This window comes from Lacrimispora sinapis, from assembly GCF_043633585.1.
Lineage (GTDB): Bacteria > Bacillota > Clostridia > Lachnospirales > Lachnospiraceae > Lacrimispora > Lacrimispora sinapis.
The window spans coordinates 3644677-3671079 of sequence record NZ_CP141832.1; the positions used below are offsets into that span (position 1 = coordinate 3644677).

Here is a 26403-nt window from a genome sequence, read left to right on the forward strand (position 1 = left end):
GGTAGCATAGTAAAGTGTTTCTGTAAAGCAAAAAGTTTACACAAAGAAAAAAATATGATTGAATTTAACAGCATATCTGAAAACCCCTCAAAAACATTTAAAGAAAAACAACTGCAAGCAGTAAAATAAGGAAAACGGCTGCGCCTCCGATCAAAAACAGGGAGGAAGCCGGTACCGGTCCTCTATCAGGCTTGTTTTCCGGTTCTGCGAACATGCCCCAGGGACTTAATTCCAGAACTCCAAACGGCATTCCGTTTTGGTCCTGGCCATTTAGAAAGGTTTGGAATTCCCTGAAATCACGCTCTATCTGACGTTTTCCCTCCTTCCAGTCCTCTATGGCATCTTTTTTGCCCTTAGAGAAAAAGAACGAGGATTCGTCCCCATCCCTCAACCCTTCCTTTTTCTTTAAAAACTGCCGGTATGCATGGCGCATGCCTTTGTTTACCGTCTCCTGCAAGTCTTTTGTAGTCTGATAAAGATTCATCAGATAATAAAAGATTTTATATGCCTCCTTGGGTTGAAAGGACTGCCGTCTGCCTTCCAAACCCCTGCTTCTGTTTGCAATCCTCTGATCCTGTTCCTGTATGTAGAAGTCAATCATCCGGTCAATGGAATCCCTTAAATCCGAAGCCAGCCCCTTATCAATGCCGGAATACATACCAAAAGCCAGGGATTTCATAGCCATTAACGCAGCAAGAAACCCGTACAGCTCTTCACTTCCCCCGGATAAGGCAGATGCACCTAGCAAGTTGCCGGAATGATTCATGTATGCGGCAAAACGCTCTGCAAGAGCAAGGTCCGCCGGAGTATAGAGGTTCTTTTCCGCCATTGGGGAAATGGATACCTTGGCACCGAAGACCTTTTCGCTTTCCGCTCCCTTTCTGTTCTTTCCATCAATGACCGATATGTAAGCTTCCTTTAACATCCGCCTGGAATATCCTGCATCGTTTTTGATCCGCCCTTCGCCGGCGGGCTGATAGATGATTCCCTGTTCTCCCTGGTTCTCGGATTTATTGACGGGAATCCTTATGCCACCCTGTCCCTCTTCCATGGCTTCCGCCCCTTTAAGAACGCCTTTAAAAACCTGCTCAAGCTCCCGTTCGCTCAGGGCATTGCCTGTCACGTTGTAATAGAGGGCGGCTCTTAGTGCATTTCTGGCACTCTGAGAGCCAAAATTCTGAAGCAGGGCTTCCAACTCTCCCAGGCTGACATTCAGAAGCTTTGCAAGGAGGTCCGGAACCATCTCTTCCAAAGCCGAAAGTTTTCCCTGCCTCTCTCCTTCTGAAGTATGCTCCAAAATGGCAAGCAGCAGTTCTTTGTAGATAACAGTAAGGTCCCTCAGCTCGTCTGCCAGCTCTCTTTCCGGGGACGGAATCCAGCTTTTGATGGTTTTCCAGGCCAGGTCCGGGTCCGAATCGTCTTCCTGCCCTTCCTTATAATGTCCACTTTCATCGGAGACAGAGGCCCTATCCCTGGAGGAATCAGCCTCTTTGGGCGGCTCTGCCCCGGCTTCCCCGGCTTTTTCCATAGAGGTCTTGGCCGTTTCCCCTATGTCCTTTATAAACTCAATCTCAGCCTCAATGGTCCCTTTTCTTACGGCCCGCTCCATGGCCTGGGGCAAGTCTCCGGCCAGCTGGTCCTGTACCTTGATTTCCATATCCATTGTCCTCACTGGTATTTTCAGAACGTATATATTTCGGGGCTAAGAATCAGTCCTTTTCATCCTGAAATACGATCTTTCCATTGCAGATGGTATACTTTACCTTTCCAAACAGGGACTCTCCGGTAAATGGGGAGTTGGAGGACTTAGAGGCATATTCCCCTACGACCCATTCCTCATTGGGATCGAAGATCACAAGGTCCGCAGCACTTCCTTCCTTTATCCCGTCAAATGGCAGCCGGTAAAGCTTTGCAGGATTGCGGCTCATTTTTTCCATCAGCTCCATCATGGTTAAATGACCGGCACGCACCAGATTGGTCACACCCAGGGCTAAAGCCGTCTCCAGGCCAAGGATGCCGCTGGGAGCCTGAGTAAAGTCCCTGGCCTTTTCCTCCGCACTGTGAGGTGCATGGTCTGTCGCAATAATATCAATGCTTCCGTCCTTTAACCCCCGGATAATGGCCTGTCTGTCCGCTTCCGTCCGCAGGGGCGGATTCATCTTCGCCAGAGTCCCATGCTTTAATACGGCTTCTTCTGTCAATGTGAAATGATGAGGCGTTACCTCCGCATACACATCTGCCCCTAATTCCTTGGCGAACTTTACCATCTTTACAGAAGCGGCGGAACTGATATGCTGGATATCCACTGCAGCTTTGGTATGAAGGGCAATCATTAAATCCCTGGCCACCAGACTGTCCTCCGCAACAGCCGGGGAACCATAGATTCCAAGCTGTTCGGATACCCTTCCGTGGTTGATCCCGTTATTTACTATAAAAGACGGATCTTCTTCGTGAAAGCTTAAAGGCACATCAAGTCCGGCTGCCCGTTCCATGGCTTCCTTTACAAGCTTTGTGTCGAGAAGAGGGATTCCGTCATCCGTAAATCCAGCCGCACCGTTGGCTTTTAATTCCTCCATATCCGTCAGCTCCAGCCCTTTCATTCCCTTGGAAACCGCAGCAACAGAAAGTACGTTGATCCCAGTCTTTTTGCCTTCCCTAAGCACATATTTTAATGTCTCTGTGTTATCTACAGGAGGTCTGGTGTTGGCCATACAAACCACTGTGGTAAATCCGCCCTTGGCTGCCGCTCTGGCCCCCGTCTGGATATCTTCTTTATAAGTAAGTCCGGGATCACGGAAATGAACATGAACATCAATCAGTCCCGGAGCCACCACATAGCCGGACGCGTCAATTACCACATCCTCTTTGGAAACCCTGAATTCCAGCCCTTTGCCGATGGCCGCAATTTTCCCGTCAGCAAGGCAGATATCCACCGTTTTCTCCGATTGATCCGCCGGGTCTATGACGTGTGCATTTCTAATCCATATCATTTTATATTCTCCCTTTCTTTTCTCTCATCCGTTTGTAACGGCTTTTTTACAAATTTAAAAAATCCCTGAGGCAGTTCAAACACAAATACAATGCCCAGCACAATGGCAACCGCAACCTTTAACGCCATAAATCCCGTTCTTGCCGCCAATGCCAGCTGATCGGTCACAATATAATAGGCAGTCCAGTATAAACCTGCCCCCGGCACCAGAGGAAAAATACCGGATATTAAAAATATGGTGACCGGGCACCGTTTTCCCACCGCAAACATTCTGGACAATAAAATGACCACGATCGTGGCAATCAGCGCGGAGGCCGGAGCCGTCAACCAATTCAACAGCACCGCATAAACGATCCATCCGGAGCCGCCGATAAAGCCGCAGTAAGGATAATAAACGGTAGGTACACCAAACAGCAGGGAAAAGGAAACGGTTCCGATGACAGCCGCCCCGGTCTCAAGCAAAAGGCTCATAAAAGCGTACCTCCTATCAGCTGATGGATTACACCAAACACCATTCCCACCCCTATGGCAATGCTGAAAAACACCAACAGGGCATCCAGCATCCGGACCGAACCGGAGATGTAATCCCCGTCTGCGATATCCCGGATGGCATTGGTAAACGGCACACCCGGAATCAAAGGCATGATGGAGCCGATGATCATATAATTGAGATGTTCTCCTATTTTCAGAAGATAAAATGTGGTGCAGGCAAAGGTGACAAGGGCACCGCCGCCGATGTTTCCCACGATTTTTGAAAGACGTGGAGCGCTTATAAATATCACATACAGATACAGTAAGATCCCTGTCAGGAAAGCGGCTCCGCTGTCCCTTAAATTTCCGCCGAAAAGATAGCAGAAGCAGGCGCTCCCCACACCCGAGGCAACGATCTGCATGGTCTTTGATTTCCCAGGCATGACCCTTATCTCTTTCAGGCGGCGTTTCACTTCCTCTAAATCTACGGACCCAGCTTCAATTTCCCTGGATAATTGGTTCACAGCCGCCACCCGGTCTAAGTGGGTTCCACTCACCGGAATGTGCTGGACCTTTGCAAAAATCTCCTCCCGCTCATTGCCGGCAGTTGTAAAAATTCCGTTGCTGAGGACAAAGGAATTGCCGGATTCAATTCCATAGTAGCGGCAGATCCGCTCCATGGTCTCCTCCACCCGGAAAATCTCCGCCCCATTCTCTAACAGGATGTCTCCTGCCTGCATGGCAGCATCAAGAACCTCCTTGGGGTCGATTGCCGCCTTTTTATCCCCCGCTTCCCTATGATCCAGAACTTTTGTCTGGTCTTTTTCATGTTCCATTGCCGCCAGTCTCCTACCCGATTAAAAAGCTCTCTCCGTCCTCCCGGATCTGAACGATCCGGTCCCGGTACGGGCCTGACACTTCCATGTCTATCAGTTTCCTTATAACGGAAAAATCACCCCAGCAGTGCATGGGAAATGCATGGCTGACTTTGGTCTTCCGCATAAATTCATCAAAGCCAAGATAAAAAGCGTTCTCCTGTCTTGGGTCCAAAGGCAGAAAGGCTGCATCAATGCACATCCCCTTCATCTTGTCCACTTCCTCCGTATAACGCTTTGCCATGGTCTCATTCCAGTCTCCCGGCTCTCCTTCCCAATACCAGTTGTTCAAATCCCCGGCATGGTAAAGCACCCGCCCTTCGGCTTTTACAAGAAAGGCAACGCCTTCATCGGTGGAGCAAAAGGTAAGGACCTTCATATCCGCTTCCCCTTCATCAAAAGATCGTTCCGTGATCCTCCCATCCGCAAACCGGAGTCCAAGCTCCTCCCCCGGTTTCATGGAAGTGATATCCTCCAATCGTTCTTTGGGCAGACGGCTTCTCCAGATATCATCCGAGAAAATAAATCTGGTATTTTCATGTTCCTTTCTAATATCCAAAACCTTTTCTGAATAATGGTCCCCGTGCCGGTGGCTTGCAAATACCAAAAGGGGCTTATCCTTTCTGATTTCCGGCAGAGTGCCTTCCGTATAGTCAAACAGCAAAGTCATTGTTTCCAGTTCCGCTAAAAATGAGCTGTGGTGGATATAATGGATCTTCATAAGAACAGGCCTCCTTTATTTGGCTGATTGAAAAAATTATATCACAATAACCGTCCATCTGCATAGCATTTGAGCACAAAAAAAGACGAGGACAATTGTCCCCGCCCCAGAAATAAAAATTCCTGATTGATCCGGTTATGTACGGATTAGTTAGCTGCTGTTGTAGTCTCAGCTTCTGCAGATGTTTCAGACTCAGACTCAGAATCAGCTGCTTCAGAGGAAGCATCTTCGCTGTTAGCTTCTTCAGAAGATTCTTCTAATGTAGTCTCTTCTTCAGTTGTTGTAGTTTCTTCTGTTGTAACTGCTTCTGTTGTAGCTTCTGTTGTTACTTCTGTTTCAGTAGCTGCTGTTGTTTCTTCTGTCTTGCTTCCGCATGCAGAGATGGTTGCCATTGCTAATACAGCTACGCCTGTAAGTACGAGTTTCTTTGTTGTTAATTTCATAATAATTCTCCTCCTTGCGACCTACATAGGTTGTCTTTTTTTAGTATGCTGCCGCGACCTAAGGTTGTCCTATGACCCTCAGGTCGAGTCCCAGTTTAACACCTTAGGATTACAAAGTCAATGACCTTTTCATGATTTTTTTCTTAATTAAAATCAGGGGAATTCTTAAAAATTATTACAAAGGCAGTTGGGATACAGAAGAATCTTTTTATGAATTTATACACTTGAAGCAAGTGTTTTTTTCGTAGTTTTAATTTTGTCTACTTAAAAAGTGCAATATTTTATCTATATATAATCATAAATTTTTGTAAATAATATATAAATAGTTTTCCTTTTTATGGAAATTTATAACCCAATATCATACCATTTTTCAATCATACGCACTCTTTTCTTGTTCGGTACAGAACCATAAATGAGCACCGTATTCCTGTGTTTCTTGTTTCCATGGAGCCCCGAAAGAGATCATTGTTGTCCATTGCAGATAAAGCAAGGACCTGATATACTAAAACTATCAATATAATTATGGTGGAAATCCAAATTGACAGGAGGAATTTTGTATGCTGAAAGACCTGGTTACTAAAAGCCGCACGTTCCGGCGTTTTTATGAGGACGTAACCATATCAACCGAGGAATTAAAAGAACTGGTGGAGCTTGCCAGATATATTCCCTCAACCGCCAACTCCCAGGCACTTAAATTCCGGCTCTGCAATTCGCCGGAGGAAACAGAAAAAGTATTTGATACCCTTGGCTGGGCCGGTGCCCTGAAAGACTGGGATGGTCCGGAAAAAGGAGAACGGCCTTCCGCTTACATAATTATACTATGTGATTTATCACTCGGCAAAAACAAACTATATGATGATGGAATTGCGGCACAGACTATCATGCTGGGAGCTGCCGAAAAAGGCTACGGAGGCTGTATCCTGGGGAATGTGCAAAGAAACCGTCTGGCGGAAGCTCTAAATATTGATACTGCCAGGTATTCCATTGATTTGGTTCTGGCCCTTGGGAAGCCGAAAGAGAACGTGGTTCTTGTGCCGATGAAAGAAGATGGGGATGTGCGGTATTACAGGGATGAAAATCAGGTGCATTACGTTCCGAAGAGAAATCTTGAGGATTTAATCGTTTAAGTGGGATCAAACAATGATCAGCCGGTCTATGAAATTTACAGCCGGCTGATCGTTGACTTTCTTTCGCTTTCATAAGAAACCTAAAATCTTTGTCCGCATTTCGGGCAGTATTCAAAGTCTTCTGCCGTTTCATAACCGCAGCTTGTACACTTCTTTCTGTTCCATTCTGAAGTTCTTTTTCCAGGCTCTATGATGGTTAGATCCTGTTCTGTAATTGCTACGGTTTCTCCCTTGCTTACTCGTTTCCCTTTTTCCGGGTTCAGCTCATAGAGCGTGTTACAGCACGACGTTTGAACGTAATATCGACGGTCCCATTTGAAAATGGGGATAAAGAAAACGCTGAAATAGCTGTAGGTCATGAAAACCTGATACCTGCCGTAGCCTCCGCACTGGCTGCAGATTACGGTCCTGGCATAATCAAATTGTTTTCTGCCTTGGCTGATGCCGCATATGAAAAACATAGGTCACCTCTCCTGATAAACTGCTTATTAATATAATAACCGCTTTTCACTCAATCTATTTTTTAGTTTAAACAGATCCATCAACAAAAGTTCATAGAAACACATGTATATATTGGTACTGTTATTTGGGATTATATTTTTATGTATGGCATTACATACTTAGAATTAAGACAAAACTGATTTTATATAGATATTTTTCTTTATAACTGCATCAATGAATCTTGCCAAATTTTCACACCGACCGCCTGTACTCTGATACAATCCAATTACAGCCATAATACGAGTCAGGCAGCCAACCTGTGAATTTTTCTATCCCTTTATCCATCTAACAACTCTTTAAAAGTACAGCCAGATGAGCCAGACTATTTCCATGATTGTTAAAATCTTGAATTACTTTATTAAAGAGGCTGCGATTATGCCCCAATTTACGAAAGAACACACTGCAGCAATGAATCATGTCTTCCTCCGTGCTACCCGCTTCCAAATAAGTACTAAGAGAAACCTTTACCATACTATATACCCATATAAAATACAGGTAATTTTCCCATAAGCTTTTTTCCATATCCCTAAAAGGAATATTGGCATAAAACATATAAGTAACCATAACATTCTCAAGGAAATATTCTTTTCCTTGAATCCACTCTTTAAACTGATCTTTGCAGTTGTGATAAAGCTCTTTTTCAATCTTAAAAGAATAGTTATCCTCTGAGGTATTATTTAAAACAGCGTTGGCATCCAGGTTCAATCTTTTACAAATGCATTCCATAACCCGACTGTAATAAGGATCATCCCCATTTAGATATATTAACCCGGTCAAGACACTATAATAAACAGACAGGGTGTTATCCACCTTAATGCCCTGAAGCATTCCAAGTACCTCTCCCTGTTCCAATTCCTTTAAAAACTGGTCAATATATACAGGAATATCACTGCATCTTTCCTCTGCCTCTAATTCATCTATACGGCGCATAGCCATGCCCAATAGCAGCAAGCGATCTTCCAAGGAGATTTCTTCAAGCTGAAGTAATATAATAAAAAGAGTTTGAATGTCATAGTAATATTTTAAAACAGGACGTTGTCTTTTCTTATTCTGATTGACATAACTTCCATATCCGAACTTAGGGGGAAACGTCTTTTTTTCATTATTTAAAAGAACCCCGTCTTTTTCCTCCATAAGCAGCTCCAGAACCTTTTCACAGCCCAGGGACATGGAACACTCCACCTGATCAAGATAGCGATGAGATTGCCTGGGAAAGGACTGACAGGTGTTTGAGAGTATGGTGTATCCATATTTCTTTTGAGCCTGACAAAGCCCTTCTTCTGTCAGCATAGGACATTTATTTTCTTCGTCCAAAATAAATTTCGCATAATTGGATTCCGTCTTTTTATCTGGGGAGTATATTTCTATGGTCTTATCCCACGCATCTCGTCCCACAACCTTTTTCTTCCGCCAATTGCGATATTTTTCCCTTGACATGGAAATCTCCCAACACTGACAGCAATTATAGGAACAATCCCCGCCTTTGCACTGAAAGCGGTCATACCAGGAAGGCTTTAAAACATCTAGTTTTTCCATCATTGTCTCCATCATTTTATAAATCTATAATTTAAAAAATGGATGGACCTAAGTCCATCCATAAAAGGTAAATAAATTACTTTAATAACTGAAGAACACCCTGAGGTACCTGATTTGCCTGAGCAAGCATAGCCTGAGATGCCTGAACAAGAATGTTGTTCTTTGTATAAGACATCATCTCTTTTGCCATATCAACGTCACGGATACGGCTCTCAGCTGCTGTCATGTTCTCAGTTGTTACGCTTAAGTTATTGATCGTATGCTCTAAACGGTTCTGAAGAGCACCAAGGTCACCACGAGTATCGGATACGGTGTTGATTGCATTTTTAATTACCTGAACAGCATCTGCTGCTGAATCCTGTGTAGCAACACTTATACCAGTTAATCCTAATCCCTTTGTACTCATAGCTGAAATGTTAACATCAAGCTTATTATGAGATTCTGATGACTCACCGATCTGAAGAGTAAGAGCTTTTCCTGCTCCCTTTACCGTTGCATCACTAGTAACTCCAGCATTAGCAACACTATCATCAGCGAAAACGACCTTTTCACTTAACTTTACTTTAAGATCACCCAGTGCTTCAAAATCAGCTTTACTGCTTCCTTTACGTGCATCTTCCAATGCCTTATTAATATCAGACTGTGTGATCTCATCACCTTTTTTACCGCTGATTGTAATTGTGACTTCATTTTTGTCAGCACCGCCGATTGTAGCTGTTGCTTTAGCAGCACCAGCAGCTGCTGTTGCGATTATTACTTTTGTTCCTTCTTTCGCTCCAACAACATCAAATGAAAATTCATTTGTTTTTAAAGCAGTTGCATCTGTATCTGCTAAAGTTTTAGTTGCTTTTGCACTGCCATCTAAGTTACCGCTAAGCAAAGCAATACCATTAAAATTAGTACCTGTAGAAATACGGTCAATTTCTGTAGTCAGGGACTTCATTTCTTTCTGAAGGTTTTCTCTATCTACGGAATCCTGGTATGTACCATTTGCAGACTGCTGAGCCAATTCAACCATACGGTTTAGCATGGAGTGAACTTCTGTTAAAGCGCCTTCTGCTGTCTGAACTAAAGAAATACCATCGTTAGCATTCTTTGTTGCAGTCTCAAGACCTGTGATCTGTGCTCTCATCTTCTCAGAAATAGCAAGACCTGCTGCATCATCACCTGCACGGTTGATTCTGTAACCGGAAGATAACTTCTCCAGGTTCTTGGATACGGTACCGTTATTGTTTGTTAAGTTTTTGTAAGAATTTAATGCTGCGATATTGTGCTGAATTCTCATTTGTATTACCTCCTTGAATTATGACGGGGACTTCCCTGTCCCCCTATTTTTTTATCTATTTCAAACCTGTCATTCGGGCCCTGAGCAACAGGCTGAAACCTTAATTTGATGCCATAGGATCCTTTTTCAAACAACAAAGGACCGATATGGAGAAAAGTTTGTCCGAACAATGGATACTGCAAAGTAGCGGAAAGAACTTTCTAATTGCTATATCGTCATATCTGAAGTTTTCATAAGAGTTTTTTTTTAATTTCTATCATATTTTTTTGCGGCTGCGGAATGGAATACAAAAACAGTTCTTCAGCCCGCTGCGCCCCCCTTATTACTACACAGTGAAAGGGCACTGCCCCATGACCAAAGACCAACGTCATGATGCAATGCCCTTTTTTGTACAATCATCTTACTATCTTTCTGCTCTAGCCTCTGAATTACCATAAAATGTAAGCAGATATAAACCTGAAATTCCCACCAGGCCATACACGATCCTGGTAATCCATGTCATGCTGCCGAAAATAAATGATACCAGGTCAAAATTGAAGAATCCAATGAGTCCCCAGTTTACTGCGCCGATAATGGCAATGGTCAGAGCTGTGTAATTCAATGCTTTATTTCCCATGGCACTACCTCCTTTTCTTTCTTATTATGGAGCTGCCCGATGGTTTTTATACATTATTTTCCCAAATTATCAATGCGGGTTCTTAATTCATCTTCCCGGTCTTTGAATAAAAGCCTTTCGTTGTACTGATAATACCTCTCGCACTCGTATTCTTTCAAAAATTTCACGCTGTAATACCCGGTATTCAGCTCGGTCACGAATACTACCATTTCCTGCCCGTCCATAAAGGCGGCTTCCATAAAATCAAAGGCGTATTCCAGGGTTTTTCCGGCATCCGCTAAGAATGTTTCGTATTTGGCCGTTTCTTCTGCAAAAAGTTCCCGGAGCTTGTCCCAGGAAGCCTGATCATTCAGGTCATCTCCGTTTCGGAGGGTTTCTTCGTATTTTAAAAGAAGGGCTTCCACATCCCGGCACAAATAATCCTCCCGCCGGTTGATGAGTCCGGCCTCCCGTTTTTTATCCCAGGTTTCCTTCCAGGAACTTCTTAAATCAGACAGGCGTTTGATCATGGAGTCCGATTCCACGTCATTTAGGTCCGGGCTGATCTTTTTAAGCTCGTCCATAAGAAGGGCCGTCCGGTCTCCCTGATCGGCTACCCTGCGGAAATGCTGTGAAAGTCTGGAAAGCAGAAGTCCGATTACGTTTAATTTTTCATCAAACGGGGCCCGGCTTAATTTATTGCACAGGCTTTCCCGGATGGTGCCGGATAAGATTTCTTCGATCTGGTAATCCTCACGATATTTGTAGTATAGCTCCAGATAATTGGTGAAATCCTTGGCAATCCTTGGAAATTGAATGTATTCCCCAACGACGTCCCGATCCGCCTTCTTATCCAGGCGTTCGTAAATCTGGATAAACCGGGATAAATCCTCCCAGCCTCTGGGAGTGGCAAAAAATTTGCCGTCTACCGTGGTTTCGATGCGGCAGAAGTGCTCCGGTTTGGTGTTCAGATAGGAGATCACAGCCGGATGCAGATCATTTTCATAGGCATAGGCCTTCCATACTTCAAAATCAGGTTCTACGTGAATCAGCTTAATTCGGTCCAAGGTCACCACATCAAAATCCCGGACGGACTTGTTGTATTCCGGGGGATTTCCAGCGGTTACGATGACCCAGCCTTCGGGAATCTTATGGTTTCCAAAGGTTTTATACTGGAGGAACTGAAGCATGGTAGGTGCCAGGGTTTCGGAAACACAGTTGATCTCATCAATAAACAAAATCCCTTCCTTCAAACCGGTGGTCTCCATCTTTTCATAGACCGATGCAACGATCTCACTCATGGTGTATTCGGTCACCCGGTAGGTTTCATTTCCAAATTCCTTATCAAGAATAAAGGGAAGGCCCACGGCACTCTGGCGGGTATGATGGGTTATGGTATAAGCCACCAGTCCTATTTTACATTCCCTTGCTACCTGTTCCATGATCTGGGTTTTTCCCACTCCGGGAGGTCCCATGAGAAAAATGGGTCTCTGGCGCAAGGACGGGATCTCATAAGAGCCGTAGGCATCCTTTAACAAATAGGCTTCAATGGTGTTTTTTATTTCTTCTTTTGCTCGTTTTATATTCATGGCAGTTTCTCCTGTTATGAAACATTTAAATCCTCTTCCGTCAGTATCACTTTCATGGCCCAGCTTGGGACTGAGATATCTTCATACTGGTCTTCCATAAAAACAAAGGCCGTATCATAAGGGGGCATGGTGACCGGATAGATACCTTTCCCGTCGGTGAAATACAGCAGTCCGCGGAGTTTTTTAAAGACTCCCCTGTTTATCATGCCGTTTACATATTCAAAGGCTGGCCGAAAATCGGTTCCTCCAAACCCGGACAAGGTAAAATGTTCCATATAATCTTCCATTTCTTTTTTACTGGTTATGGTCACATCCGATTGGATTGCTTCGTCGCACTGGATGATATGGATATTGACCTTTCGGAAATAGCTTTCCGATTCTCCCAACACTCCATAGGTTTCTTCCAAAAAACGCCTCACCAAATCCCCGGATACGGACATGGAGGTATCAATGACGATGACGAAATCTTCAATTTTAAATACTTCTCTGGTCTCTAACGGCTCGATCAGGGGCATTCGTTTATAAAGGGTCATGCCGTACGTATAAAAGATGGGGTCAAAGGAATCCGGATCAATCTCAGCCTCTTCCCGAAGGACAGCAAACTTTTTTAAAAAGCTTTTGTAATCATACCGTTCCCGGTTTTCTGCCTTCACCTGTTCCAGAAGATTTTTGCCGGACTTGGCATCCTCTTCTCCAAAGGACTCCATCTCCGTCTCCATCTTTTCCCGCATTTCCTGCCACTGATTCTGCCGTTCCATCCGGACCCTGGGGTATTCCTCCTGATCCCACAGTTCATGGCTGTCCACATAAAATTCTGCCGCCATTATGCTGATCTGTTCGGGTGTCAAGTCCATTTCCTTTAAATCCTTGTAGATTCCTTCTGCGGTAAAAACCTTCCGCTTTGCCGCGATTTTCCCGTAGACCTCTCTTCGGTAGGGGGACTGATGGCGGTAAACCGATTTCACATAGAAGCTGTCTAAGATGGACTCGATGGCAATGTCGCTTGCAATATCCCAGAGGACCTTTTCCCGGCTGCCCATCTCACTCAAATGGCAGAAAAGGCAATGAAACAGCATATGCAGATAAGCCCGGTTTATGAGGATGCGGCTGCTCTTATACATGGCAAACAAAAGGTCTGGCTGATAATAGATCACATAGCCGTCAGTGGCAAGCCTTTTTCCGGTTCTGTCCGCTTCAAATACAAAGCTGCTGAGTGCCACATCCAGGTACCTAAAATTCAGATATAACTCGTTGCGGGCATTCATTAAAATGCTGTGTCCCACTTTTACTTCTTCCAGTTCCTGCAGCTGCCTTTCTTTTACGGGATCGACCATAATCCACCTAACCTTTCCTGACTCATCTATTTATAGGGAAAAGGTCCTTTTTTTCGCCGGAAATCTGCGTCGCCTTAAATCCATTAAGTTGCTTAACAGCTCCGGTTTCTCTTCCTTTGAGGCCATTTCCACTATGGAATCAAATTGCTTCTGATCTTTACCATATTCCCTGACAAGCCAGAGAAACATGGCGGGATCTTCTTTTAATGCCTGTTTGGCAATATTTTCTATGTGTTCTTTTAAATAGTCTTCATATAAATTTTTATCATGCTCCAGCAGATGCACCGGTGTATAAAGCCGGTTTATGACCAGCGATCCGATGACCCGTTTTGTCTCCTGGACCAGCAGGTGGGGAAACAGAGCATCGTATTTATGAAACTGAAACTCTGTATGGTCAAAGCAGTACCGGTACATGTGTCCGCAGCCGTGCATTTCCCGGATAATGATCCTGGCGGGAGTATGCTCCACCGATTCCTCAAACATCTCAGGAAACAACAGTCTGGCATTGCCGGACGCGCTGTAGTAGTTTACATAAAGTTCCTGTCTTAATTCCGATAATATTTCCTTTAAACAGGAATGGGGTTCACCGGTCAGATGGAAATCCAGATAACGGATTCCGATGCAGCCCGTAAACAGACCGGAACCTAAATCATTGATGGAACTGTAACACTCCACACGGCTTAACTCGACGCAATTATAAAATGCGTAATTTCCGATTTTCCGAATGGTTTCCGGCAGATAAATTTCCTTGAGTGCTTCACAGCTTATAGGGGGAGGTAATTGCTTTTCCTCCGCTTGAACAGGATTTCCTTCTTCATCACAAAAGAGCACCTCCTGCTCCAGAGAGGACATCATCTTTTCCCTTCCCCAGCCCCCGGAAAAAGCGTAGGCGGACAGCTCGGTTACAGGCATTGCCTGGATCTTTTCCGGAACCCTGACAAACCCGCTGTATCCCCGGTAACCGAGAATCCGTATGTGTTCATTGATAACTTGATATAAAAACATTTTGAAATCCTCTCAACCAATCATTTAACAACCAAATATAACAGAAATGCAAGGTAATTGCAACGAATATTTCCTGTCAAAAGAAAAACGGCATACCTCTCTGACGAAATAGGTATGCCATTTGCCTCACCGGATGAACCAAACCGTCAATACTTACGTCTCGTTTCATCATTCCGAGTCTTTTAACGTCGCATTCATGCTTCCCGTCCGGTAGCCATCCAAGTCCATGGTAACGTAGGTAAATCCCAGTTCATGAAAATACCCGGCAATTTCCTCTCTGACCGAAACCAGACGCTCCAACTGGTTCGGAAGCACTTCGATACGTGCAATGGTTCCGTGAATCCGCACCCGCACCTGCTGAAATCCCATATCGAGCAGACGCTGCTCCGCTTTGTCCACCATGGAAAGCTTTTCCCTGGAAATGGTCTCTCCGTACACAAAACGGCTGGAAAGACAGGCAAAGGACTGCTTATCCCAGGTCTTTAGCTCCAGTTCCTTTGATAAGGCTCTGATCTCCTCCTTGGTAAGTCCGGCATACCGCAGAGGACTTTTAATGTTTAATTCCGCTACGGCAACCAGCCCGGGGCGGTAATCTCCGTTGTCGTCAAGATTGGAGCCTTCGGCGATCTCTTTGATCCCCTGCTCTTTTGCTATGACTGCGATCTTTTCAAACAGCTCATGTTTGCATAGATAGCACCGGTTTTTCGGATTGCTTTCAAAACCTTCGATGTCCAGCTCCTCACTGTCCACAATAAAATGCCGGATTCCTTCCTCTTTGCAGAAGGCGATGGCTTCCTTTAGTTCCCTCTCCGGGAAGGAACAGGAGCGGGCGGTCACTGCGATCACCTTATCCCCCAGCACCTCATGGGCCGTTTTTAAAAGAAAGGTGGAATCGACTCCTGAGGAAAAAGCTACGGCAAGGCTTCCCATTTCTTTTATATAAGATGTTAGTATTTCCTTTTTTTCCTGTAATGTCATAGGCGCTCCTTATCAAACAGATCAGATATATATGTTAATAGAAATTATACCAGTGTATCCTGTCCTGTGTCAATCTTACGAAAAGGAGGGGATCACATTTCTTTTCTGCTGTAACCTTCCAGATTCTCACACATCTTTAATAATATCCTGCAGAATAATTCTGCCTCTTCTTCTGAAATGTCTTTACAGGCGATCTCTTCAAACTGCTCAAACACTTTGTGTATTTCCCTGGCTTCTGCAAGGCCTTTTTCCGTCAGGCAAATCAGAAAAGACCGCCTGCGGTCCGGATTGTTCTTCCGGGTGAGAAGTCCAAGCCCCTCCAGTCTGTCTAAATTTCTTGACATGGTGGCCACTTCCATATGGCAGCTGTCGGCCAGCTCCTTTTGGGTGATATGATCCTTTTGCAGAAGACAATGCAAAATTCTGGCCTGTCCCTGCCCCGGCGTCAATCCAAAACCGGACAGCAGCGGAGAAAATATCTGTTTTCTGGCTTTTTCTCCACGTACCATCAGTTCTCTTATATTTTGCTTTTTCATAGTTCTCTCCTTTTAATATATCCCCGCTCCTATTCCAACTCAAACTGCCCCATATGCAGCTGATAATATTTTCCCCGCTGCTCCAGCAGTTCGTCATGGCTGCCCCGCTCAATGACCTCTCCCTGTTCAAGAACCAGGATGGCATCGGAATTTCTCACCGTGGAAAGGCGGTGGGCGATTACAAATACGGTGCGGCCCTTCATGAGCGCATCCATCCCTTTTTCGATCAGCTTTTCCGTTCGTGTGTCAATGGAGCTGGTTGCCTCATCCATGACAAGAACCGGCGGCTGGGATATGGCGGCTCTGGCAATGGCGATCAGCTGGCGCTGTCCCTGGGATAGATTGCTGCCGTCGCTCTCAAGCATTGTGTCATACCCATTGGGAAGGCGGCGGATAAAGGAATCCGCATTGGCGATTTTTGCAGCTTCCAAAACGTCTTCGTCGGTGGCATTCAGTCTGCCGTAGCGGATGTTATCGGCAATGGTTCCTGTAAATAAATGGGTATCCTGAATGACCAGGGAAATGGACCTCCTCAAATCATCTTTTTTGATGGTCCTGATATCAATTCCATCATAAGTGATGGTACCTCCATTCAATTCATAGAACCGGTTGATTAAATTGATGATCGTGGTTTTGCCTGCACCTGTGGAACCCACAAAGGCAATCTTCTGTCCAGGCTTTGCGTAAAGGCTGATGCCGTTTAATATGGTTTTTTCTCTGTTATATCCAAATACCACGTCGTGAAAACGGACATCGCCTTTTAAGGGCACCAGCCGGTACCCTTGCGTTTCATCGGGAACCTTCCAGGCAAAGGAACCGGTATAGGAATCGGTTTCCTCCAGGCTGCCGTCTTCGTTTTGGATGACCCGGCTTAATGTAACTGTACCATCATCCACTTCCGGTTCAATTTCCATCATGTTAAAGACCTTTTCCGCACTGGCCAGTGCCACCATAAGAAAATTGATCTGGTTGGTAAACTGGTTCATGGGCATGGCACTTTGTCTCACATAAACCAGATACGATGCCAGTGTTCCAAGATTAATCAGCCCTGATAACGCAAATAAGCCTCCCACACAGGCAGAAACCGCATAGTTGATATAGGAAAGAGATACGATGGTGGGAACCGTGATACCGGTATAGGTCGTTGCTAACGTCGAGGAAATTCTCAGCTTCTCGTTCAGCTCGTTGAATTTCTCCAAATCCTGTTTTTCATGGCGGAAGATTTTTTCCACCTTCTGTCCCTCAACCATCTCTTCCACAAAGCCATTGATGTTACCAAGGTTCTTCTGCTGTTCTACAAAATATTTGATGCTCAGTTTTCCGTTATGCCGGATGTAGACCAGCATTACGATCAGAAAGAAGATTACGATGAGAGAAAGCCGGATATCCAGGACCATCAGCATGATAACCGTTCCCACCGATGTAATAAAGCTTTGGATCAATAAGGTAAAGCTGTTGTTCAGTGCTTCGGAAATGGTATCCACATCGTTTGTGAAATGGCTCATCAATTCCCCGTGGGTGTGGGTATCAAAATAATTTAAGGGGAGCTTTTGTGTCGACTGAAACAGATCCTTACGGATTTCCCCCACAACCTGCTGAGATACATGGACCATCATTCTGTTATAGAAGAGACAGCAGAAAGCGCCGGCTAAATAAACTAATCCCATGACACCGATCATGCGGATCAGTCCGGGAATGTCTCCGGGAATGATGTAATTATTGATTGCCGGCTTTAAGAGGTATGTTCCCATAATTCCAGCCAGCGCACTGATGCACACAAATATGGCGATAAGCACAACGGAAAACTTATAATGCCCGATATAACCCAAAAGCTGAATCAGGGTTTTCTTTGCATTCTTTGGTTTGACGATTTTTACATGTTTCATAAGCCCTGGGTCCCTCCTTTTTGCTGAGAATAATAAATATCCTGATAGATCTCATTTTCTTCCAGTAATTGTTCATGGCTTCCGATGGCATTGATCCTGCCGTCATTCAGAACAATGATCTGATCGGCATGCATGATGGAGGTGATCCTCTGGCTGATTATGATCTTTGTGGTACCCGGAAGTGTTTTTTCCAGTCCTTCCTTAATTTTTGCTTCCGTAGCCGTATCCAAAGCGCTGGTGGAATCGTCTAAGATCAGTACCTTCGGTGCTTTTAAGATGGCTCTTGCAATGCACAGACGCTGCTTTTGTCCGCCGGACACATTGACTCCGCCCTGCCCCAGCTCCGTATCATATCCATCCTTTAAACGGTCCATAAATTCATCCACACAGGCAATTTTGCAGGCCTGTTCCAGTTCCTCGTCTGTGGCATCTTCCTTTCCCCAATAAAGATTTTCTTTTACCGTACCGGAAAAAAGAGTGTTTTTCTGAAGCACCATTGCAATCGAGTCCCTCAAATGGTCCTGGGTATATTCGTAAATGGGATGGCCATCAATATAGATGTTGCCGGACGTGGCTTCATAAAGCCTCGGAATCAGCTGGACCAGCGTACTTTTTGCCGCTCCGGTCTGACCGATGATCCCAACGGTCTGGCCCGGTTTGATTTCAAAAGAAATGTCAGAAAGTACATATTCTTTTGCAGTATCCTTGTATTTAAAAGATACGTTTTCAAAACGGATTCCGCCTTTTGTAATGGTGATATTCTTCGCCCGGTCATCATTGATCACCGGTTCTTCCTCTAAAACTTCGGAGATTCTTCTCCAGGATGTCAGGGAACGGGTAAACAGCAGGAAAACATTGGAAAACATCATGAGAGAATTCAAAACCTGAAGCACATAGCTTAAAAAGCTGGTCAGTGCCCCGACCTTCATATTCCCCACAATGACCATATTTCCTCCAAACCACAAGATACTGAGAATGGTTCCATACATGACAAACTGCATGGCAGGCATATTGAGTGCCGCCAGGGAAAAGGACCGCTCCGAGGTGTTTTGGAGATTGGAATTGACCTTCTGGAATTTCTCAATTTCATAATCTCCCCGGACATAAGCCTTCACCACCCGGATGGCCACCAGGTTTTCCTGAATGATGCGGTTTACCATATCCATGGCTCCCTGCATCTTTGCATACAGCGGTCTGACGTTTTTAATGATGAAAAATAAAATGACAGCCAGAGTCGGGGCCGCAAGATAAAATACCATGGCCAGCTTCGCATTTAAGTAAAAGGAGACCACCATGGCGGTGATCATCATGACCGGAGAGCGGAATCCGGGGCGCATTCCATTGCAGATGGAGTTCTGAATGGTAGTGATATCGCTTGTAAGTCTTGTGACCAGAGACGGGGTGCTGAACCGGTCTGTGTTTGCGAAGGAATAGGTCTGCATTTTTTGAAATTCAGCCAGTCGGATCTGTGCGCCGACTCCGTTTCCGCAGCGTGCGGTAAACCGGGCACAGGCATGGCCGAGAATAAGTGAAAGAACAGCAAAAAACACCATTTGAAATCCTTTTGCCAGGATGTAATGCCGGTCTCCGTTAGCAACACCAACATCAATGATATCCGCCATGATCATTGGTATGATGAGTTCAAATATGGTTTCAGCCTCGATGCAGATAACTGCAAGAATGAATTCTTTTTTGTACTTTTTTGCATAAAGCAGCAGGTTTTTCATGTTAGGTTCTCCACATTCGTAATTTAATAATAGTTGCACGTGCAACAGTTGCATTTACAACTATTATATCTCTGTTTTAAAAATAGTCAATGGAAATATGTATTCCCTAATAGAAATTCTTATTTTCAGTATGCACCGCAGAGTGAACTTAAAATCAGCCGGAATGATAGATGTCATCAAAAAATATGTACAAAAAAAGCCGTAATCCGCCAGATGGGATTACAGCTCTTTTTTACTTCTATAAAAACCTGCTTTTAACCGGAATCTTTTCCTTAATCCTTGAAAGACGGTCAAGCGCATGGAAAAGTGTCTCATCCTTTTTTGCAAAGTGGAACCGGATCAAATGATTCACCGGCTCCTTAAAGAAGCTGGAACCGGGAACCGCTCCCACGCCTACCTCTTTTGCCAGCACCTCACAGAATTCCAGATCACTTTCATAATGGAAGTCCCTGATATCTATCATTACATAATACGCACCCTCCGGCACCGTATGGATAAGCCCGATGTCATCAAGGCCCTTTAAGAATAAATCCCGTTTCCTGGTGTACTTTAAGAGCAGCTCGTCATAATATTCCTGTCCGAATTTAAGACCGGGAATCACGGCCTCCTGAAGGGGTGCAGCGGCTCCAACCGTAAGGAAATCATGGACCTTTCTTGCCACATCAACGATTTCAGGGGATGCGATGATATAGCCAAGCCGCCAGCCTGTGATGGAGTAGGTCTTTGATAGGGAGCTGCAGGAAATGGTCCTCTCCCACATTCCGGGCAGAGAAGAAATATAGGTGTGTTTGTGAGGCGCATAGACGATGTGCTCATATACCTCATCTGCAATCACGTATACATCATACTTTTTGGCCAGATCCGCTATATAAGTCAGTTCCTCCAGAGTAAACACCTTGCCGCATGGATTGGAAGGGTTGCAGAGGATCAGTGCCTTGGGGTTCTGGGCAAAAGCCGCTTCCAGTTCCTCCGGGTTGAACTTGAACAGAGGCGGATGAAGGGGCACATAGATGGGCTCTGCTCCGGATAGAATGGCATCTGCCCCGTAGTTCTCATAAAAAGGAGAAAACACGATCACCTTATCTCCAGGGTTTGCCACGGTCATCATGGCTGCCATCATGGCTTCCGTGCTTCCGCAGGTCACCACAATTTCGCTGTTGGGGTCAATGTCATGCCCCATAGGCCCGGACTGCTTTGCCGCCAGTGCCTCTCTGAAATTCTGGGCCCCCCAGGTAATGGAATACTGGTGGAAATCCTGATAAGCCACCTCTTTTAGACGGTCAAGGATTTCCTTTGGCGGATCAAAATCAGGGAATCCCTGAGATAGGTTTACCGCACCGTACTGGTCGGAGATCCGGGTCATGCGGCGGATCACCGAGTCCGTAAAGCCCGCCGTCCGGTCAGATAGTTTCTGCATCTTCTTTGCCTCCTGTTATGTATGATTTGCTGTGATATATGATTTGCCGTTATTTAAGATGCCCTGGGGGTCCAGTGCCTTCTTGATCTGGTTCATTACCATTATATTTTCCTTTGGTGTCTCATGAAGGAAATAAGGACGTTTGCTTATTCCGATTCCATGTTCCCCGGAGGTAAGTCCCCCCAGAGCATAAGCCTTCGCATAGATCTTCTTCATATTTTCCTTTAATTCCCTATGCCAGGTTTCCTCATCCCGGTCCCCCCGCACCACACAGAGATGTACGTTGCCGTCTCCTGCGTGGCCGAAGCTTACCATCTGCATGTTGGAATCCTGCTCCAGCTGATTGATGTAGTCAATAAACGAATCGCTTTGGTTGATCGGCACCACGATATCCACAGGCTCCTGTTCCGATACGGCTTCCACCGCCCTCACAAGAGCCCCTCTCACTTTCCAGATGCCATCGGATAAATTTTTATCCTCCAAAAGCAGAAAATCCATGGCTCCGTGTTCCATCACCAGTTTTCTTGCCTGAGCCGCCGACGCTTCCACCTCTTCCTTTCTTCCGTCAAAGGTGAGAAGAATGTAGGAGCCTGCATCCGGCCTTGGATATTTGATTCCCATAAATTCCTCTCCAAGGCTGACCACCTTTCTCTCCACGAACTCCACCGCCGTGGGATTTACATTGGCCTGTAAAATGGTAAGGACATTTCTTATGCCCACATTTAAGCTTTTAAAGGGAACCAGAACACTGAAAGACACTTCAGGCTTTGGAATCAGCTTTAATATACATTTTGTGATGACCGCAAGGGTTCCTTCTGAACCTATGATCAGGTTTTTAAGGGAAAGTCCGCTTGCATCCTTTACATTCTTGCTGCCAACCTGCAAGACCGTACCGTCTGCCAGAACGATCTCCAGCCCTCTCACATAGTCTCTGGTCACTCCGTATTTGACTGCCCTCATGCCCCCGGCATTGGTGCTTATGTTTCCTCCCAATGTGGATTCCTTTTCACCCGGATCAGGGGGATAGAAAAACCCTTCCCCCTCTACAAAGGCCTGAAAATCCTTTAAAAGCACTCCCGGCTCCACCGTAGCGGTAAATGTCTCCCGGTCCAGTTCTAAAATCCGGTTCATCCGGGATAAATCAAGAATGATCCCGCCTTCCTCCGGCACCGTGGAACCCACCAGATTGGTACCTGCTCCCCTTGGGGTCACAGGGATTCGGTTTTCATGGGCGTACTTTAAAATCCCACTGACCTCTATTTGAGAGACAGGGAAGACCAGCACATCTGCCCTGCCTTTTAAACGCCCCAGATTATCACTTAAAAACCGGGGTTCAATTGTTTCAAACACGATGCGGGAATCTTCTTTGATGATCTCCCGCAGAGCTTCTCTGTTAAGGTCCATCACTGCCTCACGATCCTTTAATGATTATTTGTTCAACATATCCTGATCCCAGCCGGCTTTGATGAAATAGCCGCCAAAGGTGTCGTTGAATACGGTTTCTGTTTCCGGTGACTGGAAGGCTTTTACGACTTTTTCATAGACTGCTTTCTTCTCCGGATCGGAAAGATCCCCGGTGCGTGCTGCAATCAAGTTCCAGTAATTTTCTTCTCCAAGGCTGGTGTCCTTAAATACGGCCTCATCGGTCTTTAAGCCAAAGTCCAGAGCATAGTTTCCATTGACCACACCGGCCGTCACATCCGCCAGGGTGGAAGGAATGGTGTTGGCAGCCAGTTCCTCAATCTTGATTTTAACGGTGTATTCCTCAATATCTCCCACGGTCGGGTTAAAGCCTGCTTCTTTCTTTATTTTGATCAGTCCTGCAGACTCTAAAACTTTCAGGGCGCGGCCGCCGTTGGTGACGTCATTGGGAATGGCAATGGTATCGCCATCTTTAATTTCAGATACATCCTTTACTTTGGTGGAATACAGGTTCAAAGGAATGATAAAGGTATTGCCGATGTTTTGAATCTGATAGCCGTAGCTTTCAATTTCATTCTTTAAATAAATGCGGTGCTGGAATGCGTTTAAGTCGATTTCTCCATTTGCCAGTGCATTGTTGGGAGTCACATAATCGGAGAACTGCACGATCTCAAGGTTAATGCCTTCCCCCTTTAATTTCTCCTTTGCCGGGGTCCAGAGATCTTCATAGATACTTCCAACCACACCAAGCTTCACGGTGACCGGATCAGTCTTTTCTTCGGCTGCTGCCGTTGTTTCCGTTCCTGCTTTTTCTGCTTTTGAACCTTCGGAACCGGACGTTTTGCCGGTCTTTGCTCCGCAGGCGGTCAGTACCAGGGTCAATGCTGCTGCCGATAAAGCAAGCGTAATCAGTTTTTTAATTTTCATCATCGTTTCCTCCATTGTTTTTCCTTATAAAGTAAGTGCCAGTTCAAAATTTTCTTTCATGGTCTGACAGGACTTATGAAATTCTTCCAGTTCTTCTTTTGTTAATGCAAGTTCGATCACTTCCGCCACACCATGACGGTTTAAAACCGAAGGAACACTCGCGTAAACATCCGTTTCCCCATATTGACCCGTAAGAAGTGTTGATACGGGTAAAATCCGGTTCTCATCCCCAAACACCGCACGCACGACCTCCGCAATGGCTGCGCCGATGCCGAATTCCGTAGAGCCTTTTCCAGCCAGAATATGCCAGCCTCCTGCCTTTCCTTCTGCTGCTATGGCTTTTAAATCAAGAGCCCCGTAGGTTTCCGGCTGTTCCTTCTGAAGCTGGGAAAGGGGCTTTCCACCGATGGTTACTGCGGACCACGCGGCCATCTGGCTCTCTCCGTGTTCCCCAAGCGCGTAGGCCAGAATGGACTTCTGATCCACTCCAATGGCTTCTGAAATCGCTCTCCGAAGTCTTGCGCTGTCCAGGGTGGTGCTGGTCGAAAGAATCTTTTTCACCGGATAATCAAGTGCGTGCTGGATATAATGGGTCACCACATCCGCAGGATTGGAAATATTTAATATGATTCCTTCAAACCCAGAGGTGCGTATGTTTTCCACTACGTCCTTTATGATGGCAATGGTCTGGCTTAACGTATCCATTCTGGTCTGACCCTTGCTCATATCCGGCAAAGGTCCTGCTGCCACGATAAGCAGATCCGCGTCCCTGGCATCCGTATAATCTCCTGCCCTGACCAGACACCGTTTCGGCAGATAGACCGTGGCATCAAATAAATCCATGGCCTGGGCCGCCGCCTTTTTCCTGTCCGTGTCTATATAAACGATTTCCTCACAAAGCCCCTGGGAAATTAGAGCATATCCCGCATGGGAGCCAACATGACCTGCACCTACAATGATAATCTTTCTTTTCTGAAGTTCCATTCCCTGCCTCCTTTAATCCCAAACCTATCAATGAGTGTTCTTTTTTACAATCTGATTCCCGATGATCTGTATGATGCTTACCATGAGAACCAGCACCAGAATGGTTACATATGTCACATCCGTCTGATTCCGGTCATGCCCGTAACGGATGGCGTAATCCCCCAATCCTCCTGCACCTACCGCTCCCGCCATGGCCGTCAGACCAAGAAGGCTGATGGCAGTAATGGTGGTGCTTCGGGCAATGCCGGCAATGCTTTCCCGTAAGTAAACACGGAAAATGATTTCCATAGGACTTTTCCCCATGGAAAGAGCCGCTTCCACCAATCCACGGTCAATCTCTGCCAGCGCACTTTCGATCTGCCGGGCAAAAAACGGGACCGTTCCAAATACAAGCGGAACAATGGCACCCTCCACACCGATGGCCGTTCCCATAATCAATCTGGAAACCGGCATAACACCCGTCAGAAGAATGATAAATGGAATGGAACGGAAGAAATTAATCACCTTATCAAGGACCTGAAATACTCCCTTATGCTCCAAAATCCCGGAGGGCCTGGTCACGGTGATGGTAACACCAAAAATCATACCCAGAAGAAAGGAAATGGAACCGGACCAGAACGCCATAATCAGCGTATCAATAATGGCCTCATAAAAGGTGGGAAGCTTTCCCATAACATTTGGTATTATACTATGAAGCAATTCCAGCATCTTTAATCACCTCCACGCCTACATTTTTTTCTTTCAGATATTCCATGGCCTTTGTTATCTGCTCCCGTTCTCCGCTCATAATGGCCACCGTGCCGCCGATGGGTGCATCCTGAATGATCTCAATATCAGAAAATATGATGTTTAAGTCAATGCCAAAGGTCCTTGAAACGGTGGAAATGAGCGGTTCCGAAACGTTTTTCTGTACATAAGACAGACGGACAATCATCTCTCCCGGTTTCAGCCTGGTTACCGGGGAATCCTCTGCCAAAAGGCCCTCGATCTTCTGTAAATTAGAGGTGGTCCGGATAAAATCCCGGGTCACTGACTCTTTGGGATTTGCAAAAATGGAGAACACTTCTCCTTCCTCCACAAGCCTTCCCTTTTCCATAACAGCCACACGTCCGCAAATCTCCTTGATGACCGCCATTTCATGGGTGATGACCACTACGGTGATACCCAGCTGCTGATTCAGCTTTTTCAAAAGCTGCAGAATGGATTTGGTGGTCTGCGGGTCCAGGGCACTGGTCGCCTCATCGCACAGAAGCACCTTGGGATCATTGGCCAGCGCTCTGGCAATGGCAACTCTCTGTTTCTGTCCCCCGGAAAGCTGGTTGGGATAGGCATTTTCTTTATCACCGATATCCACAAGCCGTAACAGTTCCCGGACCTTTTTCTCCTTTTCCGCCTTGCTCATACCGCTTCCCTTTAATGGAAATTCCACATTTCCGAATACCGTTCGGGATGGCATCAGATTAAAATGCTGAAAAATCATTCCGATCCCTTTTCTTGCCGCTCTCAGTTCTTTGGGTGACAGAGCGGTAAGTTCCTTATCATCTACCTTTACTTTGCCGCTTGTCGGTACCTCCAGCAAGTTGATGCATCGGACCAGTGTGGACTTTCCCGCTCCGGAAAAGCCGATGATGCCGAATATTTCCCCTTTCTCAATGGAGATGGATACATCCTGAATGGCATGGACTTTTCTCTCACCGGTTCCGAAAACCTTAGAGATATTCTCAAGTTCGATCACTTTAATTCCTCCCTTAAACAGAAAAAAACGGACTCCCGAAGGCTCCCGTTTCTGGTCTATGGTAAAACCGTACAAAAATATGTACCTTTTTACTTACCTGACTGAGAGCTCAAAAAATGGAAAGAATCGCAGCACATGAAAAACATGACCATTGCCATGCTCATAACCATATTGGATTTTTTGTTTGCTGTGTTTGCCATCTTTTTCATTTAAAGCTCCCATCTTATTCTCATTAACATACTAGTTTTGTTGGTATAATAGCACCCTGATTCTCCCTTGTCAACTTAAAATTAATAAATATTCATAACATTTTTATTTTA

General features: G+C 45.5%; 24 protein-coding genes. 1 reads left to right on the top strand and 23 read right to left on the bottom strand.

Annotation, left to right across the window (positions count from 1 at the left end; all coding sequences use genetic code 11):
• Positions 1-97: 97 nt before the first annotated feature.
• The 6 genes from VIG27_RS17210 to VIG27_RS17235 form a co-directional block, all read right to left on the bottom strand.
• Positions 98-1657 (bottom strand): hypothetical protein, encoded by a 1560-nt coding sequence (locus tag VIG27_RS17210; RefSeq protein ID WP_394523925.1) that lies wholly within the window; start codon positions 1655-1657, stop codon positions 98-100.
• A 52-nt stretch (positions 1658-1709) separates the two neighbouring features.
• Complete coding sequence (locus VIG27_RS17215; RefSeq protein ID WP_415926618.1) at positions 1710-2987, bottom strand: dihydroorotase; 1278 nt, start codon at positions 2985-2987, stop codon at positions 1710-1712.
• Positions 2987-3460: a threonine/serine exporter family protein gene (locus VIG27_RS17220; protein WP_394523929.1), complete on the bottom strand. Its 474-nt coding sequence runs from the start codon at positions 3458-3460 to the stop codon at positions 2987-2989. Before VIG27_RS17220 ends, VIG27_RS17215 begins: the two co-directional genes overlap by 1 nt.
• The gene (locus tag VIG27_RS17225) at positions 3457-4296 is read right to left on the bottom strand and encodes a threonine/serine exporter family protein (protein WP_394523931.1); all 840 of its coding nucleotides are present in this window, start codon (positions 4294-4296) and stop codon (positions 3457-3459) included. Before VIG27_RS17225 ends, VIG27_RS17220 begins: the two co-directional genes overlap by 4 nt.
• Before the next feature lie 13 nt (positions 4297-4309).
• Entirely contained in the window at positions 4310-5056 is a 747-nt protein-coding gene (locus VIG27_RS17230) for an MBL fold metallo-hydrolase (RefSeq protein ID WP_394523932.1), read from the bottom strand.
• Between the two features lie 146 nt (positions 5057-5202).
• Positions 5203-5499, bottom strand: a complete 297-nt coding sequence (locus VIG27_RS17235) for a hypothetical protein (RefSeq protein WP_394523933.1) — start codon at positions 5497-5499, stop codon at positions 5203-5205.
• Positions 5500-6056: 557 nt separating this feature from the next.
• Here VIG27_RS17235 and VIG27_RS17240 point away from each other — a divergent pair.
• Complete coding sequence (locus VIG27_RS17240; RefSeq protein ID WP_394523935.1) at positions 6057-6626, top strand: nitroreductase family protein; 570 nt, start codon at positions 6057-6059, stop codon at positions 6624-6626.
• Between the two features lie 80 nt (positions 6627-6706).
• On the opposite strand, the gene VIG27_RS17245 is transcribed toward VIG27_RS17240, so the two are convergent.
• The 17 genes from VIG27_RS17245 to VIG27_RS17325 form a co-directional block, all read right to left on the bottom strand.
• Positions 6707-7087, bottom strand: a complete 381-nt coding sequence (locus tag VIG27_RS17245) for a zinc ribbon domain-containing protein (RefSeq protein ID WP_394523937.1) — start codon at positions 7085-7087, stop codon at positions 6707-6709.
• Between the two features lie 325 nt (positions 7088-7412).
• On the bottom strand, positions 7413-8666 hold the full coding sequence (fliB, locus tag VIG27_RS17250) for a flagellin lysine-N-methylase (RefSeq protein WP_394523940.1): 1254 nt from the start codon (positions 8664-8666) through the stop codon (positions 7413-7415).
• A 73-nt stretch (positions 8667-8739) separates the two neighbouring features.
• A complete protein-coding gene (locus tag VIG27_RS17255; protein WP_394523941.1) occupies positions 8740-9948 on the bottom strand; it encodes a flagellin in 1209 nt (402 codons plus the stop codon).
• 403 nt (positions 9949-10351) lie between these two features.
• Positions 10352-10564 carry a DUF378 domain-containing protein gene (locus VIG27_RS17260; protein WP_394523943.1) on the bottom strand — a complete coding sequence of 71 codons (213 nt, stop codon included), beginning with the start codon at positions 10562-10564 and terminating at the stop codon, positions 10352-10354.
• Positions 10565-10617: 53 nt separating this feature from the next.
• Positions 10618-12132: an ATP-binding protein gene (locus VIG27_RS17265; protein WP_394523946.1), complete on the bottom strand. Its 1515-nt coding sequence runs from the start codon at positions 12130-12132 to the stop codon at positions 10618-10620.
• A gap of 14 nt (positions 12133-12146) precedes the next feature.
• Positions 12147-13466: a VWA-like domain-containing protein gene (locus VIG27_RS17270; RefSeq protein WP_394523947.1), complete on the bottom strand. Its 1320-nt coding sequence runs from the start codon at positions 13464-13466 to the stop codon at positions 12147-12149.
• Between the two features lie 30 nt (positions 13467-13496).
• A complete protein-coding gene (locus VIG27_RS17275) occupies positions 13497-14471 on the bottom strand; it encodes a leucine-rich repeat protein (RefSeq protein ID WP_394523948.1) in 975 nt (324 codons plus the stop codon).
• Between the two features lie 168 nt (positions 14472-14639).
• Positions 14640-15449, bottom strand: a complete 810-nt coding sequence (gene larE / locus VIG27_RS17280; RefSeq protein WP_394523950.1) for an ATP-dependent sacrificial sulfur transferase LarE — start codon at positions 15447-15449, stop codon at positions 14640-14642.
• Between the two features lie 92 nt (positions 15450-15541).
• Entirely contained in the window at positions 15542-15985 is a 444-nt protein-coding gene (locus tag VIG27_RS17285; protein ID WP_394523951.1) for a MarR family winged helix-turn-helix transcriptional regulator, read from the bottom strand.
• 29 nt (positions 15986-16014) lie between these two features.
• Positions 16015-17871: an ABC transporter ATP-binding protein gene (locus VIG27_RS17290; RefSeq protein ID WP_394523954.1), complete on the bottom strand. Its 1857-nt coding sequence runs from the start codon at positions 17869-17871 to the stop codon at positions 16015-16017.
• Entirely contained in the window at positions 17868-19598 is a 1731-nt protein-coding gene (locus VIG27_RS17295; RefSeq protein WP_394523955.1) for an ABC transporter ATP-binding protein, read from the bottom strand. Before VIG27_RS17295 ends, VIG27_RS17290 begins: the two co-directional genes overlap by 4 nt.
• A gap of 238 nt (positions 19599-19836) precedes the next feature.
• On the bottom strand, positions 19837-21015 hold the full coding sequence (locus VIG27_RS17300) for a pyridoxal phosphate-dependent aminotransferase (protein WP_394523956.1): 1179 nt from the start codon (positions 21013-21015) through the stop codon (positions 19837-19839).
• A gap of 15 nt (positions 21016-21030) precedes the next feature.
• Positions 21031-22419 carry an FAD-binding oxidoreductase gene (locus VIG27_RS17305; protein WP_394523957.1) on the bottom strand — a complete coding sequence of 463 codons (1389 nt, stop codon included), beginning with the start codon at positions 22417-22419 and terminating at the stop codon, positions 21031-21033.
• A gap of 24 nt (positions 22420-22443) precedes the next feature.
• The gene (locus tag VIG27_RS17310; protein WP_394523958.1) at positions 22444-23367 is read right to left on the bottom strand and encodes a MetQ/NlpA family ABC transporter substrate-binding protein; all 924 of its coding nucleotides are present in this window, start codon (positions 23365-23367) and stop codon (positions 22444-22446) included.
• Between the two features lie 21 nt (positions 23368-23388).
• Complete coding sequence (locus tag VIG27_RS17315) at positions 23389-24348, bottom strand: L-lactate dehydrogenase (RefSeq protein ID WP_394523959.1); 960 nt, start codon at positions 24346-24348, stop codon at positions 23389-23391.
• Between the two features lie 27 nt (positions 24349-24375).
• Positions 24376-25056, bottom strand: coding sequence for a methionine ABC transporter permease (locus VIG27_RS17320; protein WP_394523960.1), 681 nt, complete (start codon positions 25054-25056; stop codon positions 24376-24378).
• Positions 25037-26083, bottom strand: a complete 1047-nt coding sequence (locus VIG27_RS17325) for a methionine ABC transporter ATP-binding protein (protein WP_394523961.1) — start codon at positions 26081-26083, stop codon at positions 25037-25039. Before VIG27_RS17325 ends, VIG27_RS17320 begins: the two co-directional genes overlap by 20 nt.
• Positions 26084-26403 lie beyond the last annotated feature (320 nt).

Coding starts and splice junctions, on each gene's coding strand:
- VIG27_RS17210 (WP_394523925.1), bottom strand. CDS start 1,657: ATGGAAATCAAGGTACAGGACCAGCTGGCCGGAGACTTGCCCCAGGCC.
- VIG27_RS17220 (WP_394523929.1), bottom strand. CDS start 3,460: ATGAGCCTTTTGCTTGAGACCGGGGCGGCTGTCATCGGAACCGTTTCC.
- VIG27_RS17225 (WP_394523931.1), bottom strand. CDS start 4,296: ATGGAACATGAAAAAGACCAGACAAAAGTTCTGGATCATAGGGAAGCG.
- VIG27_RS17230 (WP_394523932.1), bottom strand. CDS start 5,056: ATGAAGATCCATTATATCCACCACAGCTCATTTTTAGCGGAACTGGAA.
- VIG27_RS17235 (WP_394523933.1), bottom strand. CDS start 5,499: ATGAAATTAACAACAAAGAAACTCGTACTTACAGGCGTAGCTGTATTA.
- VIG27_RS17240 (WP_394523935.1), top strand. CDS start 6,057: ATGCTGAAAGACCTGGTTACTAAAAGCCGCACGTTCCGGCGTTTTTAT.
- VIG27_RS17245 (WP_394523937.1), bottom strand. CDS start 7,087: ATGTTTTTCATATGCGGCATCAGCCAAGGCAGAAAACAATTTGATTAT.
- fliB (WP_394523940.1), bottom strand. CDS start 8,666: ATGATGGAAAAACTAGATGTTTTAAAGCCTTCCTGGTATGACCGCTTT.
- VIG27_RS17255 (WP_394523941.1), bottom strand. CDS start 9,948: ATGAGAATTCAGCACAATATCGCAGCATTAAATTCTTACAAAAACTTA.
- VIG27_RS17260 (WP_394523943.1), bottom strand. CDS start 10,564: ATGGGAAATAAAGCATTGAATTACACAGCTCTGACCATTGCCATTATC.
- VIG27_RS17265 (WP_394523946.1), bottom strand. CDS start 12,132: ATGAATATAAAACGAGCAAAAGAAGAAATAAAAAACACCATTGAAGCC.
- VIG27_RS17270 (WP_394523947.1), bottom strand. CDS start 13,466: ATGGTCGATCCCGTAAAAGAAAGGCAGCTGCAGGAACTGGAAGAAGTA.
- VIG27_RS17275 (WP_394523948.1), bottom strand. CDS start 14,471: ATGTTTTTATATCAAGTTATCAATGAACACATACGGATTCTCGGTTAC.
- larE (WP_394523950.1), bottom strand. CDS start 15,449: ATGACATTACAGGAAAAAAAGGAAATACTAACATCTTATATAAAAGAA.
- VIG27_RS17285 (WP_394523951.1), bottom strand. CDS start 15,985: ATGAAAAAGCAAAATATAAGAGAACTGATGGTACGTGGAGAAAAAGCC.
- VIG27_RS17290 (WP_394523954.1), bottom strand. CDS start 17,871: ATGAAACATGTAAAAATCGTCAAACCAAAGAATGCAAAGAAAACCCTG.
- VIG27_RS17295 (WP_394523955.1), bottom strand. CDS start 19,598: ATGAAAAACCTGCTGCTTTATGCAAAAAAGTACAAAAAAGAATTCATT.
- VIG27_RS17300 (WP_394523956.1), bottom strand. CDS start 21,015: ATGCAGAAACTATCTGACCGGACGGCGGGCTTTACGGACTCGGTGATC.
- VIG27_RS17305 (WP_394523957.1), bottom strand. CDS start 22,419: ATGGACCTTAACAGAGAAGCTCTGCGGGAGATCATCAAAGAAGATTCC.
- VIG27_RS17310 (WP_394523958.1), bottom strand. CDS start 23,367: ATGATGAAAATTAAAAAACTGATTACGCTTGCTTTATCGGCAGCAGCA.
- VIG27_RS17315 (WP_394523959.1), bottom strand. CDS start 24,348: ATGGAACTTCAGAAAAGAAAGATTATCATTGTAGGTGCAGGTCATGTT.
- VIG27_RS17320 (WP_394523960.1), bottom strand. CDS start 25,056: ATGCTGGAATTGCTTCATAGTATAATACCAAATGTTATGGGAAAGCTT.